At 69.9% G+C, this 16,319-nt stretch carries 18 protein-coding genes; 8 read left to right on the top strand and 10 right to left on the bottom strand.

The features are described from left to right. Window positions 1-195 precede the first annotated feature (195 nt). From AC27VN_RS13845 to glmS, 5 genes are all read right to left on the bottom strand, one after another. Complete coding sequence (locus AC27VN_RS13845) at window positions 196-726, bottom strand: GNAT family N-acetyltransferase (RefSeq protein ID WP_209546308.1); 531 nt, start codon at window positions 724-726, stop codon at window positions 196-198. 7 nt (window positions 727-733) lie between these two features. Next, window positions 734-1,327, bottom strand: a complete 594-nt coding sequence (locus tag AC27VN_RS13840) for a helix-turn-helix domain-containing protein (protein WP_398494670.1) — start codon at window positions 1,325-1,327, stop codon at window positions 734-736. A gap of 34 nt (window positions 1,328-1,361) precedes the next feature. Further along, on the bottom strand, window positions 1,362-1,877 hold the full coding sequence (mug, locus tag AC27VN_RS13835; RefSeq protein ID WP_490876897.1) for a G/U mismatch-specific DNA glycosylase: 516 nt from the start codon (window positions 1,875-1,877) through the stop codon (window positions 1,362-1,364). Between the two features lie 58 nt (window positions 1,878-1,935). Then, window positions 1,936-2,301: a hypothetical protein gene (locus AC27VN_RS13830; protein ID WP_093353594.1), complete on the bottom strand. Its 366-nt coding sequence runs from the start codon at window positions 2,299-2,301 to the stop codon at window positions 1,936-1,938. A 189-nt stretch (window positions 2,302-2,490) separates the two neighbouring features. Further along, window positions 2,491-4,374 (bottom strand): glutamine--fructose-6-phosphate transaminase (isomerizing), encoded by a 1,884-nt coding sequence (gene glmS / locus AC27VN_RS13825; RefSeq protein WP_490876896.1) that lies wholly within the window; start codon window positions 4,372-4,374, stop codon window positions 2,491-2,493. A 158-nt stretch (window positions 4,375-4,532) separates the two neighbouring features. On the opposite strand from glmS, the gene AC27VN_RS13820 reads away from it, so the two are divergent. Further along, window positions 4,533-5,024, top strand: coding sequence for an Lrp/AsnC family transcriptional regulator (locus AC27VN_RS13820; protein WP_490876895.1), 492 nt, complete (start codon window positions 4,533-4,535; stop codon window positions 5,022-5,024). 6 nt (window positions 5,025-5,030) lie between these two features. Here AC27VN_RS13820 and glmU read toward each other — a convergent pair whose 3' ends face one another. Further along, the gene (gene glmU, locus AC27VN_RS13815) at window positions 5,031-6,458 is read right to left on the bottom strand and encodes a bifunctional UDP-N-acetylglucosamine diphosphorylase/glucosamine-1-phosphate N-acetyltransferase GlmU (RefSeq protein WP_490876894.1); all 1,428 of its coding nucleotides are present in this window, start codon (window positions 6,456-6,458) and stop codon (window positions 5,031-5,033) included. Here glmU and AC27VN_RS13810 point away from each other — a divergent pair. Beyond that, a complete protein-coding gene (locus tag AC27VN_RS13810; protein ID WP_281077050.1) occupies window positions 6,457-7,344 on the top strand; it encodes a DUF6279 family lipoprotein in 888 nt (295 codons plus the stop codon). The genes glmU and AC27VN_RS13810 overlap by 2 nt on opposite strands. 18 nt (window positions 7,345-7,362) lie before the next feature. Here AC27VN_RS13810 and AC27VN_RS13805 read toward each other — a convergent pair whose 3' ends face one another. Further along, window positions 7,363-8,064, bottom strand: a complete 702-nt coding sequence (locus AC27VN_RS13805; protein ID WP_371269245.1) for a Crp/Fnr family transcriptional regulator — start codon at window positions 8,062-8,064, stop codon at window positions 7,363-7,365. A gap of 168 nt (window positions 8,065-8,232) precedes the next feature. On the opposite strand from AC27VN_RS13805, the gene AC27VN_RS13800 reads away from it, so the two are divergent. Beyond that, on the top strand, window positions 8,233-8,664 hold the full coding sequence (locus tag AC27VN_RS13800) for a BLUF domain-containing protein (RefSeq protein ID WP_490876893.1): 432 nt from the start codon (window positions 8,233-8,235) through the stop codon (window positions 8,662-8,664). Between the two features lie 120 nt (window positions 8,665-8,784). Here the strand turns inward: AC27VN_RS13800 and AC27VN_RS13795 are convergent, their stop codons facing one another. Then, a complete protein-coding gene (locus AC27VN_RS13795; protein ID WP_093353579.1) occupies window positions 8,785-9,108 on the bottom strand; it encodes a DUF2917 domain-containing protein in 324 nt (107 codons plus the stop codon). A 178-nt stretch (window positions 9,109-9,286) separates the two neighbouring features. On the opposite strand from AC27VN_RS13795, the gene AC27VN_RS13790 reads away from it, so the two are divergent. Next, window positions 9,287-10,270, top strand: a complete 984-nt coding sequence (locus tag AC27VN_RS13790) for a LysR substrate-binding domain-containing protein (protein WP_208507774.1) — start codon at window positions 9,287-9,289, stop codon at window positions 10,268-10,270. Between the two features lie 58 nt (window positions 10,271-10,328). Here the strand turns inward: AC27VN_RS13790 and AC27VN_RS13785 are convergent, their stop codons facing one another. After that, on the bottom strand, window positions 10,329-10,946 hold the full coding sequence (locus AC27VN_RS13785) for a 5-formyltetrahydrofolate cyclo-ligase (protein WP_057596551.1): 618 nt from the start codon (window positions 10,944-10,946) through the stop codon (window positions 10,329-10,331). A gap of 36 nt (window positions 10,947-10,982) precedes the next feature. Here AC27VN_RS13785 and AC27VN_RS13780 point away from each other — a divergent pair, with 36 nt between their 5' ends. From AC27VN_RS13780 to AC27VN_RS13770, 3 genes are all read left to right on the top strand, one after another. Beyond that, complete coding sequence (locus tag AC27VN_RS13780; protein ID WP_490876892.1) at window positions 10,983-12,989, top strand: lytic transglycosylase domain-containing protein; 2,007 nt, start codon at window positions 10,983-10,985, stop codon at window positions 12,987-12,989. A gap of 1 nt (window position 12,990) precedes the next feature. Further along, complete coding sequence (locus AC27VN_RS13775; RefSeq protein WP_490876891.1) at window positions 12,991-13,578, top strand: MgtC/SapB family protein; 588 nt, start codon at window positions 12,991-12,993, stop codon at window positions 13,576-13,578. 114 nt (window positions 13,579-13,692) lie between these two features. Continuing rightward, window positions 13,693-14,376: a glutathione S-transferase family protein gene (locus AC27VN_RS13770; RefSeq protein ID WP_490876890.1), complete on the top strand. Its 684-nt coding sequence runs from the start codon at window positions 13,693-13,695 to the stop codon at window positions 14,374-14,376. 54 nt (window positions 14,377-14,430) lie between these two features. Here AC27VN_RS13770 and AC27VN_RS13765 read toward each other — a convergent pair whose 3' ends face one another. Then, on the bottom strand, window positions 14,431-15,156 hold the full coding sequence (locus AC27VN_RS13765) for an OmpW/AlkL family protein (protein WP_093353568.1): 726 nt from the start codon (window positions 15,154-15,156) through the stop codon (window positions 14,431-14,433). Between the two features lie 167 nt (window positions 15,157-15,323). Between AC27VN_RS13765 and AC27VN_RS13760 the strand changes: the two genes are divergently transcribed. Further along, window positions 15,324-16,319: multifunctional CCA addition/repair protein (locus AC27VN_RS13760; RefSeq protein WP_490876889.1), on the top strand; the 996-nt coding region annotated here is incomplete at its 3' end.

Below are 16,319 nucleotides of genomic sequence, written 5' to 3'. Positions count from 1 at the left end.
CCGCCCGTGCCCATGTCGAGCAGGTCGGGCGACTGGCGCGCGCGGTGGACCACCGCCCGTTCGAAATCCCAGGGCACGGCGGTGGTCGCGATGCGGCCATCGCAGGACAGGTCCCAGCCGACCAGCGGCTTGCGCGCAGCCTCGGCCAGCAGTCGATCGAATTCGGTCATCGCGCCAGTCTGCCGCATGACGGCCTCAGGGCGCGAGCGTGCGATAGAAGTAGGTGGTGTCGCAGAAGCCGCCGCGCGGCAGCAGCGCATAGCCGGGGATGGTGCCGCTGCGCTGCCAGCCCGAGCGTTCGTAGAGCCGCTCGGCCTCGGGGCTCGAGGTGTCGAGCACCAGCAGCGTCTTGCCGCTGTCGCGCGCGGCCTGCTCGGCCGCCTGCATCAGCAGCGCGCCGAGCCCCTGGCGCCGAGCGCGCCGGTGCACCAGCATCTTCGCGAGGTCGGCGCGGTGCGGCTGGTTGTCGGGCTGGTCGAGCACGAGCTGCACCGTGCCGACGATGCCCTGCGCATCCTCCACCACCATCAGCGCGCGCTCCCCGCGCGCCACGCCGTCGGCCACCTTGCGCCAGAAGGCCAGCGCCTGCTCGAGCGACAGCGGATGCATGAAGCTCACCGAGGCATCGCCGTCGACGCAGTCGATCAGCAACTCGGCCAGCGATTGCAGTTGCGCCGCGTCCACCGCCCGCAGGCGGCGCACCGGGTGGAGGCTGGTGGGGTTCATGGCGTTCTCACTTCCAGACATCGGGATGGGGGCTCACGATCGCGACCGCATAGCGGGCGGTCTCGCGCGTGGGATTGAAGTAGGCGACGGGCCGGTCGAGCACCATCGCGAGGCAGTCGCCGGCGTCGAGCCGGTGGCGCTCCTCGCCCACGGTGATCTCGATCGTTCCCTCGAGCATCCAGACCTGCTGGTGCACCTGCGACTCGCGCGCGCCCGACTCGTAGGCCACGCGCGCCTTGGGCGGGAACAACACCTCGACGATCTGCAGCGGCGAGGCGATGCCGCCGGGCGACACGTTGCGCCGCAGGTAGCCCGACGAGGGATCGCGCCATTGCGGCTGGTCGGCGCGGCGCGCCACCGGATCGGCGCGCGGGCGCGGCTCGTCGAACAGCGCGGCCAGCATCGTGCCGAGGCCGGTCGCGAGCTTCTCGAGCACCACCGCCGTGGGGCTGCTCTCGCCGCGCTCGATCAGCGAGATCATCGAGCGGCTGACCCCGCTCTGCGCGGCCAGCGCCTCGAGCGAGAGGCCACGCGCGGCGCGCAGTTCGCGCACGCGGCGGGCGATGCGGTCGTTGAGGGGAGCGGGAGCTTCTTCTTTCATGTTGGATTTATTTTCCAACATGATGGAATGTCGGTCAAGCCGGCGATGCCGCCTCGCGCAGCGCCTTGTAGGCGGCCACGAGCTCATCGAGCGAGAACGCGCGATTGAGTCCGCTGGGATTGGGCAGGATCCAGGTCTCGATGCCGGCGAAGGGTTCGGGCTGGCGGCCCCATTCGATCTGCGGGCGCCCCGTCATGCCCGCATAGGCGGCCTTGCCGAGGAACGCGAGGCGGCGCGGGCCGCAGGCGGCGATCTTGCGGGTGAAGGCCTCGGTGGCGGCCGCGAATTCATGCGCGGCCAATTGGCTCGCGCGCGCCGTCGGCCGGTCGACGGCCGTGGTCAGGCCGTAGCCGCGTTGCAGCAGCAGCGGCGCCTCGGCGGGCTGCATCAGCTTCGGCGTGAAGCCGGCCAGGTGCAGCACGCGCCAGAAGCGGTTGCCCCGGCCTTCGAAGTGAAGACCGGAGGCGGCCGCGCGCTGGCCCGGGTTGATGCCGCAGAAGACGATGGCGAGGCCGGGGGCGAGGAGGTCGGGCAGAGCTTGGGAAGCCATGCGGGTCGATTGTGTCGTCTCGCGACGAGAGGCGCCCGCGTGCCTGCGCGGCTTTGTTCTAGGCTTTCGACGCCCCTGCCTGCGCGCCGGGCCCGGCCTGATCGGCATGGGCAGGGTCTTCGGGCGGTTGCCCGCGAACGGCAGGCAGGGTGCCATGCCGCAGCCATGCATCGAGCTCACCCTGCGAGATGCCCATCCAGCCGGCCGTCGATGCACCCAGGCCGTCGACCGCCTGCTGGTACGCGAGCTTGAAGGCACCCTGCGCCTCGGCCTCGCTGCCGAAATGCCCGTCCCTGTGCCAGAGCCCGACAGGAACGACCTGACCGGGTTTCGCTCCCGCCTCGACCAGCCGGCGGTGATCCCTCTGCGTGAAGCCCTTCGATCGGCGACTTGCCGGAAGATCCTTGGGGGTGCTCAAAGCCATGGCGCTCTCTGGTGGGGGTTGAACCTGCCCCACGGCCAGGCAGCCCGCACCGCAGGAGTTGGTCTTCGACCAACGCCATCTACGCAGAGGAAACGGCTTCGGATTCAGCCTGGCGATGGCGCGTCCTTGCGTTGTCGCCCGCCCATCGACCGCTCATGCCAGGCGAGCCAAGGCTCGCCCTCCCCCTCATCACTCCACCGTCACGCTCTTCGCCAGGTTGCGCGGCTTGTCCACGTCCGTGCCGCGCGCGCAGGCCGTGTGATAGGCCAGCAGCTGCAGCGGCACCACGTGCAGCAGCGGCGACAGCGCGCCGTAGTGCTCGGGCATGTGGATCACGTGCAGGCCTTCGCTGCTCTTGATCTTCGAGTCGCCGTCGGCCAGCACGTAGAGCACGCCGCCGCGCGCGCGCACTTCCTGCAGGTTGCTCTTGAGCTTCTCGAGCAGGGCGTCGTTGGGCGCCACGGCGACCACCGGCATCTCGCTGGTCACCAGCGCGAGCGGGCCGTGCTTGAGCTCGCCGGCGGCATAGGCCTCGGCATGGATGTAGGTGATCTCCTTGAGCTTGAGCGCGCCCTCGAGCGCGATCGGGTAGTGCAGGCCGCGGCCCAGGAACAGCGCGTTGTCCTTGCGCGCGAAGTCCTCGGCCCAGTTGATGATCTGCGGCTCGAGCGCGAGCACCGACTGCAGCGCGACCGGCAGGTGGCGCATCTCCTTGAGGTAGCGCGCTTCGTCTTCCGCGCTCAGCAGGCCCTTCGACTGCGCGATCGCCAGCGTGAGCAGGAACAGGCCCGCGAGCTGGGTGGTGAAGGCCTTGGTCGAGGCTACGCCGATCTCGACGCCGGCGCGCGTGATGTAGGCCAGCTTGCACTCGCGCACCATGGCGCTGGTGGCGACGTTGCAGATGGTCAGGGTCTGCTCCATGCCGAGCGAGCGCGCATGCTTGAGCGCGGCCAGGGTGTCGGCGGTCTCGCCCGACTGGCTGATGGTGACGACCAGGGTGCGCGGGTCGGGCACCGAGTCGCGGTAGCGGTACTCGCTCGCGATCTCGACCTGGGTCGAGATCTTCGCGATGCCCTCGAGCCAGTACTTGGCGGTGCAGCCGCTGTAGTAGCTGGTGCCGCAGGCCAGGATCAGGATGCGGTCGATGTCCTTGAACACGCGGTGCGCGCTGGCGCCGCTCTGCTTGCCGTCCTGGCCGATGCCGTCGAACAGCTCGGGCACGATGCCTTCCACGCCCTCGAGCGTGTCGCCGATGGCGCGCGGCTGCTCGAAGATCTCCTTCTGCATGTAGTGGCGGTAGGGGCCGAGCTCGGCCGCGCCGCTGTGGGCCTGCACGGTGCGCACCGGGCGCTGCACCGGCTTGTGGGCGCGGTCGACGATCCAGTACTTGCCGGGCTGCAGGTCGACCACGTCGCCTTCCTCGAGGTACACGATCTGGTCGGTGACGCCGGCCAGCGCCATCGCGTCGCTGGCCAGGAAGTTCTCGGCACCGTCCTTGCCGGCGCCCAGGATCAGCGGCGAACCGGCGCGCGCGCCGACCACGCGCTGCGGCTCGTCGCGGCTGATCACGGCGATGGCGTAGGCGCCCGTGAGCTGGCGCACGGCGCCCTTCACGGCCTCGAACAGGTCGCCGTCGTAGAGGCTGTCGACCAGGTGGGCGATGACTTCGGTGTCGGTCTGGCTCTCGAACACGTAGCCCTTGGCTTCGAGGCTGGCACGCAGCGCCTCGTGGTTCTCGATGATGCCGTTGTGCACCAGCGCGATGCGGCCGGGCCGCGCTTCCTGCGCGCCGGCGCCCGGGCCGTGGCTGAAGTGCGGGTGCGCGTTGTGCACCGCGGGCGCGCCGTGCGTGGCCCAGCGGGTGTGGGCGATGCCGGTCAGGCCCTCGAGCCTGTCCTCGGCCACCTGGGTCTGGAGGTCGGCCACGCGCGAGGTGGTGCGCGCGCGCGTCAGACCGCCCGCGTGCACGGCCACGCCGCAGGAGTCATAGCCGCGGTACTCGAGCCGCTGCAGGCCCTGGACCAGGACCGGGACGATGTTTCGATGGGAAGCCGCGCCGACGATGCCGCACATGGTTGTCTTGCCTTTGGAAAGGAATGAAGGAGAACGAAAAGAATTGCTGCGAATGGTAGGGAGGGTGAAAAGAAATTTGCCGTCTAAATTTCAATGAATTTGGACTTTTATTTCACACATTCAAGCTAGTGAATTTTTATTCCATAATTTCATCAATCATGGAATTCATCGCACTCGACGCCATCGACCTGAAGCTGCTCGACGCCCTGCAGCGCGACGCCTCGGCCACCAACCAGAAGCTGGCGGCCGCCGTGGGCATCTCGCCGCCGACCTGCCTGCGGCGGGTCCAGCGGCTGTGGCAGGAGGGATTGATCGAGCGCCAGGTGGCGCTGCTGTCGCCCGACCGGCTGGCCGCCGTGCTGGGCCACGGGCTGCAGGCGGTGGTGGAGATCTCGCTCGACCGGCAGGACGCCGAGTCGCTCGAGGCCTTCGAGGCGCGCGTGATCGCGGACGACGCGGTGCAGCAGTGCTGGCGCGTGTCGCCGGGACCGGATTTCGTGCTGGTGGTGGCCGCGCGCGACATGCCCGGCTACGGCGCGCTGGTGCAGCGGCTGTTCACCGCCGACGCCAACGTGCGCAACGTCAAGGCCTTCTTCAGCCTCAAGCGCGCGAAGTTCGAGCCGCGGGTGCCGCTGGCGCCCGCGGGCTGAGGCGCGTCAGGCCTTCGGTTTCTTCTGCGGCCGCTGCCAGTTCGGCAGGCTGATCTGCTTGCCGCGCGCCACGGTCAGCGCGCCGGCCGGCGTGGTCTTGGTGACGGTGGAGCCGCCGCCCACGGTGCCGCCCGCGCCGATGGTGACCGGCGCCACCAGCACGCAGTTGCTGCCGATGTGCACGTCATCCTCGAGCACGGTGCGGTGCTTGTTGGCGCCGTCGTAGTTGGCCGTGATGCTGCCCGCGCCGTAGTTGACGCGCGCGCCCACGGTGGCGTCGCCCAGGTAGGCCAGGTGGTTGGCCTTGGCGCCGGCGGCCAGGGTGGAGTTCTTGACCTCGACGAAGTTGCCGATGTGCACCTCGGTGCCGAGCTGGGCGCCGGGGCGCAGCCGCGCGAAGGGGCCGATCAGCGCACGCTCGCCGACCGTCACGCCGGCCTTCTCGCCATCGATGTGGGTGAAGGGATGGATCACGGCGCCGGCCTCGATCCGGGCATTGGCGATCACGCAGTTGGCGCCGATGCGCACGCCCTCGCCGAGCGAGACCTGGCCCTCGAACAGGCAGTTGACGTCGATCTCGACATCGCCGCCGCATTCGAGCGTGCCGCGCAGGTCGAAGCGCGCCGGGTCGGCCAGCCGCACGCCCTGGGTCATCAGGGCCTCGGCCTGGCGGCGCTGGAAGGCGCGCTCGAGCTCGGCCAGCTGCACCGGGCTGTTGATGCCGGCCACCTGCAGGCCGTCGGTCGTGATGTGGGCCACCACCGGCACGCCGTCGGCCGCGGCGTGCTTGACGATGTCGGTCAGGTAGTACTCGGCCTGGGCGTTGCGGTTGTCCAGCCGCTCGAGCCAGCCCTTGAGCAGCTTCGCGGGCGCGGCCATCACGCCGCTGTTGATCTCGCGCACGGCGCGCTGCGCCTCGCTGGCGTCCTTGTGCTCGACGATGGCGGTCACCTCGCCACCCGCGGCGTTGCGGATGATGCGGCCGTAGCCGGTGGGGTCGTCCAGCTCGATGGTCAGCAGCGCCAGCCGCTCGCCGCCGCTGGCGGCGATCAGGGTGCGCAAGGTGTCCTCGGCGATCAGCGGCACGTCGCCCGAGAGGATCACCACTGTGCCGTCGTCGGGCAGCAGCGGCGTGGCCTGCTGCACCGCGTGGCCGGTGCCCAGTTGCGGCTCCTGGCGCGCGAAGCGCAGCGAGGCGGCCTCGGGCGAGGCGGCCATGGCGGCCTCGACCTGCTCGGCGCCGTGGCCCGTGACGATCACCACGTGCCGGGCGCCGATGCACGCGGCGGTGCCGGTCACGTGCGACAACAGTGCGCGGCCGGCCAAACGATGCAACACTTTGGGAAGCCTGCTCTTCATGCGCGTGCCCTTGCCGGCCGCCATGATCACGACGTCGACCGGTCCCTGGTTGCCCTGCTTCGGAATCTGATTCATGCCTTTTTCTACCCGGATGCGTTGTTTCAAGCTGGCGCGGATTATCGGCGTGATGGCGCTGGTGGCCGTCCTGGGGGCTTGCAGCGCCATCAAGCTGGCCTACAACAACCTGCCCGAGCTCAGCTACTGGTGGCTCGACGGCTACCTCGATTTCGACGGTTCGCAGACGCCCAAGGTGCGCGACGAGCTCGCGCAGCTGCTCGACTGGCACCGGCGCAACGAGCTGCCGAAGATCGCGGCGCTGCTGCAGGAGGCCGAGACGCTGGCGCCCGGTGAGGTGACGCCGGCCCAGGCCTGCGCCATGACCGACCGCATCCGCGACCGGCTGCTGGCGGTCAGCGAGCGCGCCGAGCCCGCGGGCACCGAGCTGTTGCTGAGCCTCAGCGAGGCCCAGCTGCAGCAGCTCGAGCGCAAGTACGCGAAGAACAACGCCGACTACCGCAAGGACTGGCTCGACCGCTCGCCGGCCCGGGTGCAGGAGAAGCGCTACGACCAGTTCCTCGACCGCTTCGAGGACTTCTACGGCCGGCTTTCGCCCGAGCAGCGCGAGCTGCTGCGCCAGCAGGTGGCGCAGTCGGTGTTCGACCCGAAGCTGCAGGACGTGGAGCGCCGCAAGCGCCAGCAGGAGGCGCTGGTGCTGCTGCGCGGCTTCGTCGCGAACCGCACGCCGCCCACCGAGGCGCGCGCCGCGCTGCATGCCTACCTGCAGCGCATCGCCGATCCGCCCCCCGGGCCCTGGCGCGAGCAGCAGCAGGCGCTGCTGCAGGAAGGCTGCCGCAACCTGGCCGCGCTGCACAACGGCACCAGCGCGGCGCAGCGCGCGCAGGCGGTCAAGCGGCTGCAGGCCTACCAGAACGACCTGCGGCAGCTGGTGGCCGGCGGCTGAGCCGGCGCCGCCCCCGGTTCAGATCAGCGGCGTGGGCCGCAGCGGGCGCTCGAAGTAGTCGCCCAGCGCCTCGAGCGCGCGCGGCTCGAGGATGCGCAGCCAGCGGTCGTCGAGCTTGTAGAGCCCGAGCTGCGACAGCCGCCGCAAGGTCTTGTTGGTGTGGACCAGCGACAGCCCGAGCGCATCGGCGATGTGCTGCTGGTTGAGCGGGAACTCGACCCAGCCGTCGCGCACCATGCCCACACGCTCGGCGCGGCGGTACAGGTGCATCAGCAGCATCGCCACGCGCTCGACGGCACTGCGCCGGCCGGTGGTCACGAGGTTGTCGTCGATCATCTTTTCCTCGCGCGCGGCCAGCCAGGTGATGTCGTAGCCGAGCTTGGGCTCGGCATGGAACAGCTCCCACAGCCTCTCGCGCGCGAACACGCACAGCGAGACCTCGGTCAGGGCCTCGACGCCGTGGGTCTGGCCGTCGGCGAACTCGTCCTGCAGCCCGACGAAGTCGCCGGGCAGCAGCACGTTGAGGATCTGCCGCCGGCCGTCGCTCAGGGTCTTGTAGCGGAAGGCCCAGCCCGAATAGAGCGTGAACAGCTGCGGGCTGCGCCGGTGTTCCTCGATGATCGAGCCGCCGGCCTCGACGCGGCGCGCGCCGATGCGGAACGATTCAATGGTGCGCAACTGGTCGGCGGACACCGGCAAAAAGGCCGGCAGCTGACGCAGCGCGCAACGGCTGCAGGGATGGGGCCCGTTCTCCGGGGCGGCGGGTGTGGGGTACTGGTCGGGCACCACCGACTATAGGCATCGAGGGGGGTGGGACCGGTATGTCTTTTTACATTTCGTGATGTCGGACGGCTGCCTACACTGCGCTCCCTTTTCCCATCCCGGCCCATGATTTCCGACGAACAGACGCAAGCTCCCGCGCCCGCCCCGGCGCTCTCCGAGATCCTCTACTGCAGCGAGCTTGCGCCGGACCTGCCGCCCGACACGGTGGCCAACATCGTCGCGCGCGCCCGCGCGCGCAACGGCGAACTCGGCATCACCGGGCTGCTGGTCTTCGACGGCCAGCGCTTCTGCCAGCACATCGAGGGACCGCCCGATGCCCTGCGCTCGCTGATGGACCGCATCGCGCGCGACCCGCGCCATGTCGACGTGCGCGTGGCCTGGCAGGGCGAACTGGCCGCGCGCCGCTACAGCGGCTTCCGGCTCGGGCTGGCCGAGAGCGAGGGGCCCGACCTGATGGCCGGCGTGCATGCGCTCGACGGCGAGGTCGCGCTCAAGCATTTCCTGGCGCTGCGCCGCAGTTTCGACATCAACGGCTGAAAAGCCCCCAAAAAGAACAGGGGCCGGACCGCGCTCGACGCGCCGTCCGGCCCCTTGGTATGACGGGAGCGGCTCGCGCCGCCGCCCGGTGGCCCAGGATCGATCAGGAAACCCGCGGGATCAAGCGGCGTCCCACGTGTACGTGGCGCCGTAGCCGTCCCAGGCTTCCATCACGATGCGCTGGCCGGCCGCCACGGTGAGCGACTCACCGGGGGCGAGCACCAGGTCCTCGCTCGGGTTCTCGAGCGTGGCATCGGGCGTGATCCAGACCCGGCCCTGGCGTACGCGCAGCACGCTGTCGCCGCGCGCCTTCAGGCTCATCGCCTCGCCGGGCGCGATTTGCCAGGCACCGCGGCGCACGGCCGGCGGAATCGCGGCGGCGGTGTTGCGGTTGGGCAGCGACAGGGTGGACAGCGTAGAGGTGGTGCAGACGGCAGTGGACATGATGGGCTCCTAGGTGTTTGCCGAATCGCGAATCAATGGGTGCTTGGGAAAGAAGGCAGCAATGGCGCGGTTCGGGAATGAATGATCGTTTCCCGGCCGTTGGCAGTCCAATGAAAAGGAGGTAGCCTACTGATTCCGGTTTCGCATCAATCCCGAAGCAGGCGCCGGCCCCCGATCCATGCAGCATTCGCAAACCCACCTGCGCTCCCGCCCGATCTCCGCCGGCCACCTGCGCGCCTTCGAGGCGGTCGCGCGGCACCTGAACTTCCGTGCCGCGGCCGAGGAAATGGCCCTGACCCAGTCGGCCGTGAGCCGCCAGATCCAGTCGCTCGAGGAGGAAGTGGGCGTGCCGCTGTTCCTGCGCCACACGCGCGCGGTCGAGCTGACCAGCGCGGGCGCCCAGCTGCTGCTGGCGGTGCAGCAGGCACTGCCGCGCGTCGACACCGCGGTGCGGCAGATCCGCCAGAGCGCCGGGCGCAAGAGCGTCTCGCTGACCACCTTCGCCTCGTTCGCCTCGATGTGGCTGATCCCGCGGCTCGAGGCCTTCCAGCGCGACAACCCCGAGATCGACATCCGGATCGACGCCAGCGACCTCGCGGTCGACCTCGAGGTGGCCGACGTCGACATCGCGCTGCGCTACGGCCCGCGCGAGGCCATGCCCCCGCAGGCCGTGCGGTTGTTCGGCGAAAACCTCACGCCAGTGGCGAGCCCCTGGCTCATCAAGAGCAGCCCGCCAATCAAGAAGCCCGAGGACATCGCGCGCTTCACGCTGATCGAGGCCGGCGACGCCCACCGCACCCATCTCGAGTGGCTGACCTGGCGGCGCTGGTTCGAGCTGCACGGCCTGGAACGTGCCCAGCCCAAGCGCTGGCTCTATTTCAACTACGCCTACCAGATGGTGCAGGCCGCACTCACCGGCCAGGGCGTGGTGCTGGCGCGCAGTTCACTGATCGCCGAGAGCCTGGCCAACGGCGACCTGATCGAGGTGCTGCCGCAGCACCGCATGGATTCGCCGATGTCCTATTGGCTCATCGCCGGCCCGCGCAGCGCGCTGCGGCCCGAGATCAAGGCCTTCTGGGACTGGCTGCTGGCGCAGGCCGGCACCACGCGCGAGACCATCGGCGAGGTGCCCGATCCGGACACCGTCGACGACCTCGACTGACGAGAAAAAGGGCGCCGCGGCTCGAGGCCGGGCGCCCGTATGCGCAGGAAGCAGCCGCTCAGCCGATCGGCCAGACCACCCCGTTGTCGTTGAGGATGGCGTCGAGCGGCAGGTCGTGCGCCTCGGGCTCGAAGTCCTCGAGGAAGCCGTTCGCGAAACCCAGGCCGACCGTGAAGGGCCGCGGCTCGAGGGCGGCCAGCGTGCGGTCGTAGAAGCCGCCGCCGTAGCCGAGCCGGTAGCCGCCCGCGCTGTAGCCCACGCAGGGCACGAACAGCAGGGTCGGCACGATCAGCTCGGTGTCCTTGGGCTTGGGAATGCCGTAGGCGTCCTCTTCCATCTGGCAGCCCGGGTACCAGGCGTGGAAGGTCAGGGTCTTGTGGACCTTGTCGATCACGGGCAGGCCGATGCGGCGGCGCTGCGGCTCGTCGATCAGCTCGCCGTCCTCCTTCCACCGATGCAGCGCGGGCAACGGATCGAACTCGCCCTTGATCGGCCAGTAGGCGCCGATCACGGTGTCGGGGCGGCCGACCAGCCAGATGCGCATCACGCGCTGCAGCAGGTCCGCGCGTGTCAGCCGGTCCGGCATCCCCAGACGTTGTTCGATCAACGCCTTGCGCAGCTGATCCTTGAGAAAACTCGCCGTCGCCGACGTGGCGGCATCCTTTGACTTGTCCATAATCTCCCGATGCAGTTTTCAAGCATTTTGGCATCCATGTGCCGCCGCCCGCGCAGCGTCGCGCCGGCACTGGTTCTTTCGGCCCTCGCGGCCTGCGCGCTGACCCTCTTCGCACCCGCCGCGGCGCTGGCGCAGAACAACACCAACGACGAGGTGCTGCTGCAGATGAAGCAGGCCTTCCAGCGCGGCGACAAGGCCCGGCTGGCGGCGCTGCTGCCGCAGGCCCGCGGCCACGTGCTCGAACCCTGGGCCGCCTACTGGGAACTCAAGGCGCGGCTGCAGGAAGCCGGCGCGAACGAGGTGCAGGACTTCTTCGCGCGCTACCCCGGCACCTACCAGGAAGACCGGCTGCGCAACGACTGGCTGCTGCTCACGGGCCAGCGCCGCGACTGGGACAACTTCTCGGCCGCCATCGCGGGCTTCCGCATGGGCGACGACGCCCAGGTGCGCTGCTACGCGATCCTGGTCGACGCGTTGCGCAGCGGCAGCGCCACCCAGGCCCAGGCCGACGAGATCCGGCGCAACTGGTTCGCCCAGCGCGACAGCGACGACGGCTGCCTCACGGCCGCCGACCGCATGATCGCCGCGCGCCTGCTCTCGCCCAACGACGCCTGGAAGAAGGCGCGCCTGGCCATCGAGGCCAACCGGCCGCAGGCCGCGCGCGGCGCCGTCACGCTGGCCTCGCCCGATGCGCTGCCGCTGTTCGAGGAGGTCAACGCGAGCGCGGCCAAGTTCCTCGTCACGCGCGGGCCCGTGGCCGCCAAGTCGCGCCGCGAGCTGGTCACGCTGGCGCTGATCAAGATCGCGATGGCCGATCCCGAGCAGGCCGCCTCGCAGCTCGACGCCAAGTGGAGCGCGATGCTCTCGGCCGAGGAGCGCAACTGGATCTGGGGCACCATCGGCCGCCAGTCGGCGATCAAGCTCTGGCCGCAGGCCGTGAGCTACTTCGGCAACGTGACCAAGAACGCCGACCTGTCGGACGACATGCTCGGCTGGCGCGTGCGCGCGGCGCTGCGCGCCGGCCAGTGGAAGGACGTGGCGCCCGCCATCAACGCCATGAGCGAAGCCAGCCAGCAGGACCCGACCTGGACCTACTGGAAGGCCCGCGCGCTGGTCAATGCCGGCGGCGACGAGCGCCGCGCCCAGGCGCGCGAGCTCTACCAGGGCATCGCCGGTACGCGCGGCTTCTACGAGATGCTGGCGCTCGAGGAGCTGGGCCAGCGCGTGATGGCCGCCACCCGGCCCGCGCCGCTCACGCCCGAGGAACGCAACGCCGCGCGCCTGAACCCCTCGCTCAACCGCGGCCTCTACGCCATCGCGATCGGCCTGCGCCCCGAGGGCACGCGCGAATGGAACTACGCCACCAACCTGCACGACCGGGGCGGCATGGACGACCGCGCGCTGCTGGCCGCGGCCGACTTCGCCTGCCAGCGCGAGGTCTGGGACCGCTGCATCAACACCAGCGAGCGCACCAAGGGCGTGATCGACGTCGAGCAGCGCTTCCCGATGCCCTTCCACGACACCGTGCTGCGCAAGAGCCAGGACATCGGCCTCGACCCGGCCTACGTCTACGGCCTGATCCGCCAGGAGAGCCGCTTCATCATGGACGCGCGCTCGGGCGTCGGCGCCTCGGGCCTGATGCAGGTGATGCCCGCCACCGCGCGCTGGACCGCGCGCAAGATCGGCATGACCGACTTCACGCCGGGCCAGATCAACGACCGCGAGACCAACATCACCATCGGCACCAACTACCTGAAGCTCGCGCTCGACGACTTCGACGACTCGATGGCGCTGGCCGCCGCGGCCTACAACGCCGGCCCGGGCCGCCCGCGCAGCTGGCGCAACGGCCCGGTGCTCGACGCCGCGATCTGGGCCGAGAACGTGCCGTTCAACGAGACCCGCGACTACGTGAAGAAGGTGCTGGCCAACACCACCAACTACGCCGCGATCATCACCGGCCGGCCGCAGTCGCTGAAGGAACGCCTGGGCCGGGTCGGCCCGCGCGACGCCGCGATGCCCGAGCCCAACAAGGACCTGCCCTGAGATGAGCTGGCGCGACGAGGTCCTCGACACCATCGCCGCCGAGTTCTCGGACGTGGGCGACCTCGCCCAGCTCACGCGCATCCTGGTGCGGCTGCTGCTCGCGGCGCTGCTGGGCTTCGTGCTCGGCTTCGAGCGCGAGCAGCAGGGCAAGGCGGCCGGCGTGCGCACCCACATGCTGGTGGCCATCGGCTCGGCCCTGTTCGTGCTCGTGCCGCAGCAGACCGGCATCGTGCCGGCCGACATGAGCCGCGTGATCCAGGGCCTGGTGGCCGGCGTCGGTTTCCTCTGCGCGGGCACCATCCTCAAGCAGGGCAAGGACGAGCACCACGTGCAGGGCCTCACCACCGCCGCGGGACTGTGGATGACGGCCGCGATCGGCATGGCCTGCGGCCTGGGCCGCGAGGCCACGGCGGTGATCAGCGCGCTGCTGGCGCTGGTGGTGCTGCAGTTCGTGCCGCGGCTCGTGAGCCTGATCGAGCGCACGATCGGGCCGCCCAAGGGCGAGGAGGCCCCCGGCCGCGCCACGCCGCGCGTCATCGCCTCGAGCAGCGAGCCCGCGCTGCGCACCGACGACACCGACCGACGATAGCCGGCGGCGCGCGGGCCACGCCCGTCATCAATGCGCGCCGCAAACGGTATCAATCGTGCGGCGCCCGCGCCCTAGCATCGAAGGCTTTGCCACGAAACCAACCGGAGGAATCCCATGCTCAAGCTCTACATCGGCAACAAGAACTACTCGTCGTGGTCCATGCGTCCCTGGGTGCTGCTCAAGCAGACCGGCATTCCCTTCGAGGAGGTGATGGTGCGCTTCGACGCCTTCGAGGCCGGCTCCAACTTCAAGGCCGTGGTCGGCGCGGTCAACCCCACGGCGCGCGTGCCGGTGCTGATCGACGGCGACATCACGGTCTGGGATTCGCTCGCCATCGCCGAGTACCTGGCCGAGCAGTTTCCCGACAAGGCGCTGTGGCCGCGCGACAAGGCCGCGCGGGCCCGCGCGCGCAGCGTCAGCGCCGAGATGCACTCGGGCTTCGGCAACCTGCGCAACCACTTCCCGATGAACATCGAGGCCTCGCTGGCCGAGGTCGGCGCGCGCGTGCTGAAGGAACAGCCCGGCGTGGTCGAGGACCTGGAACGCATCGCGGCCATGTGGAGCGAGCTGCTCGACACCCATGGCGGCCCGATGCTGTTCGGCGAGTTCGGCATCGCCGATGCCTTCTACGCGCCGGTGTGCATGCGCATCCGCAGCTACGGGCTGCCGGTGCCGCCCGCGGCGCAGGCCTACATCGAGCGCGTGGCGGCCCTGCCGGGCGTCGCCGCGTGGATCGAGCAGGCGCTCGCGGAGCAGGATTTCGTGGCCTTCGACGAGCCCTACCGGACCTCGCGCTGATCGTCGTTCGCTGTCGTCGATCGGCGCGAGCCGGCCAGGCCGCGTCGCGTCCGGTCAGAAGCGGTAGGTGGCCGCCACGTAGGTCACGATCGGATTGAGCTTCAGGCGCGCTTCGCTGGTCGCGATCGGCAGGCCCGTGATCGAGGTCGTCGTGAGCTTGGCCTTGGTCTTCAGCGGGATGTAGGAGACCGAGAAGGAAATGCCCCAGTGCTTGTCGAACTGGTAGGCCAGGCCGGCGTTGAGCACGGGCGCGAAGGAGCTGTCGAGCTTGGCGGTGGTCACGGTCGACAGCGGCCGCTGGCGCAGCTGGCTGCCGAGCGCTTCCTGCAGGTTGCTGGTGATCTGCACGCCGCTGTACCAGACGTAGGTGGCGCCCAGGCCCACGAAGGGACGGAAGGCGGCATTGCCGTCGTTGAAGTAGTACTTGCCGAGGATGGTCGGGCTCCATTGGCGTGCCTTGCCCAGTTCGCCCACGCGCGCCAGCGTGCCGGTGCCTTCGAGCTTGAACTTCGGCGGGATGCCCAGCACGCCTTCCACGGCCCAGTGGTCGTCGAGGAAATAGGCCGCGTTGAGACCCAGCGTGTCGGAATCGCTCACGCTGGCGCCCGAGCCGGCGAGCACGCTCTGCACCGGCGAGGTCAGCATCAGCGGCTTGCTCTTGTCCTGCGGCGAAAGATGGAACCAGCCCGCACCGACGACCCAGTCGCCGGCCTTCTGTGCAAAGGCGCTGCCGGACGTCAGTGCCCCGAGGGCTGCCAACGCCAACATGGTTTTTTTCATGATGTGAATACTCCTTTGGTTGAAATTCCCCCTCCAAACGCGGTGCCGGTCTGCTGCCGGTGAGGCGTTCGAGCGCATCGAGCGAGCGAACGATCGTTCGATTTGCCTCGGAGATTATCGAACGACCGTTCTTTTTAAGCCCTGCGGGGTATCCCTACACTGCGCGCATGAAAACCTATCTCGTCGGCGGCGCGGTGCGCGACCGCCTGCTCGGACGCCCGGTGTCGGACCATGACTGGCTCGTGGTCGGCGCCACGCCCGAGGACATGGTGGCACAGGGTTTCCTGCCCGTGGGCCGCGACTTCCCGGTATTCCTGCATCCATCGACGCGCGAGGAGTACGCGCTCGCGCGCACCGAGCGCAAGAGCGCGCCCGGCTACCGCGGCTTCGTGATCCATGCCGCGCCCGACGTGAGCCTCGAGCAGGACCTCGCGCGGCGCGACCTGACCATCAACGCGATCGCGCTGCCGGCCGAGCGCGTGGCCGCCGACGGCAGCTTCGACCCCGCCCCCGCCGATCTGGCCGATCCCTTCGACGGCCAGCGCGACCTGCGCGAGAAGCGGCTGCGCCACGTCACCGACGCCTTCCGCGAGGACCCGGTGCGCATCCTGCGCGTGGCGCGCTTCGCCGCGCGCTTCGACGACTTCGAGGTCGCGTCCGACACCCTGGAGTTGATGCGCGAGATGGTCGCGGCCGGCGAGGTCGATGCGCTGGTGCCCGAGCGCGTGTGGCAGGAGCTCTCGCGCGGGCTGATGGAGACGCGGCCCTCGCGCATGTTCGAGGTGCTGCGCGCCTGCGGCGCGCTCGCGGTGCTGCTGCCCGAGGTCGACCGGCTCTGGGGCGTGCCGCAGCCCGCGCAGCACCACCCCGAGATCGACACCGGCGTGCACCTGATGATGGTGCTCGACACCAGCGCGCGCCTGTCGGCGTCGCTGGGCGTGCGCTTCGCCTGCCTGATGCACGACCTCGGCAAGGGCACCACCGATCCGGAAATCCTGCCGCGCCACATCGGCCACGAGAAGCGCAGCGCCGAGCTGCTGCAGGCGGTGTGCGATCGCTGGCGCGTGCCGGTCGACCTCCGCGAGCTGGCCGAGGTGGTGGCGCGCGAGCACGGCAACATCCACCGCAGCGGCGAGCTCGACGCCGCCGCGCTGGTGCGGCTG

Source organism: Variovorax sp. 20P10.2.4, assembly GCF_058244205.1.
This window is presented reverse-complemented; position numbering and strand designations above follow the sequence as displayed.

Bases quoted from the DNA above. Each gene is read 5' to 3' on its own strand.
- AC27VN_RS13845 (WP_209546308.1), bottom strand. From the start codon at position 726: ATGAACCCCACCAGCCTCCACCCGGTGCGCCGCCTGCGGGCGGTGGAC.
- AC27VN_RS13840 (WP_398494670.1), bottom strand. From the start codon at position 1,327: ATGAAAGAAGAAGCTCCCGCTCCCCTCAACGACCGCATCGCCCGCCGC.
- mug (WP_490876897.1), bottom strand. From the start codon at position 1,877: ATGGCTTCCCAAGCTCTGCCCGACCTCCTCGCCCCCGGCCTCGCCATC.
- AC27VN_RS13830 (WP_093353594.1), bottom strand. From the start codon at position 2,301: ATGGCTTTGAGCACCCCCAAGGATCTTCCGGCAAGTCGCCGATCGAAG.
- glmS (WP_490876896.1), bottom strand. From the start codon at position 4,374: ATGTGCGGCATCGTCGGCGCGGCTTCCCATCGAAACATCGTCCCGGTC.
- AC27VN_RS13820 (WP_490876895.1), top strand. From the start codon at position 4,533: ATGGAATTCATCGCACTCGACGCCATCGACCTGAAGCTGCTCGACGCC.
- AC27VN_RS13810 (WP_281077050.1), top strand. From the start codon at position 6,457: ATGCCTTTTTCTACCCGGATGCGTTGTTTCAAGCTGGCGCGGATTATC.
- glmU (WP_490876894.1), bottom strand. From the start codon at position 6,458: ATGAATCAGATTCCGAAGCAGGGCAACCAGGGACCGGTCGACGTCGTG.
- AC27VN_RS13800 (WP_490876893.1), top strand. From the start codon at position 8,233: ATGATTTCCGACGAACAGACGCAAGCTCCCGCGCCCGCCCCGGCGCTC.
- AC27VN_RS13795 (WP_093353579.1), bottom strand. From the start codon at position 9,108: ATGTCCACTGCCGTCTGCACCACCTCTACGCTGTCCACCCTGTCGCTG.
- AC27VN_RS13790 (WP_208507774.1), top strand. From the start codon at position 9,287: ATGCAGCATTCGCAAACCCACCTGCGCTCCCGCCCGATCTCCGCCGGC.
- AC27VN_RS13785 (WP_057596551.1), bottom strand. From the start codon at position 10,946: ATGGACAAGTCAAAGGATGCCGCCACGTCGGCGACGGCGAGTTTTCTC.
- AC27VN_RS13780 (WP_490876892.1), top strand. From the start codon at position 10,983: ATGTGCCGCCGCCCGCGCAGCGTCGCGCCGGCACTGGTTCTTTCGGCC.
- AC27VN_RS13775 (WP_490876891.1), top strand. From the start codon at position 12,991: ATGAGCTGGCGCGACGAGGTCCTCGACACCATCGCCGCCGAGTTCTCG.
- AC27VN_RS13770 (WP_490876890.1), top strand. From the start codon at position 13,693: ATGCTCAAGCTCTACATCGGCAACAAGAACTACTCGTCGTGGTCCATG.
- AC27VN_RS13765 (WP_093353568.1), bottom strand. From the start codon at position 15,156: ATGAAAAAAACCATGTTGGCGTTGGCAGCCCTCGGGGCACTGACGTCC.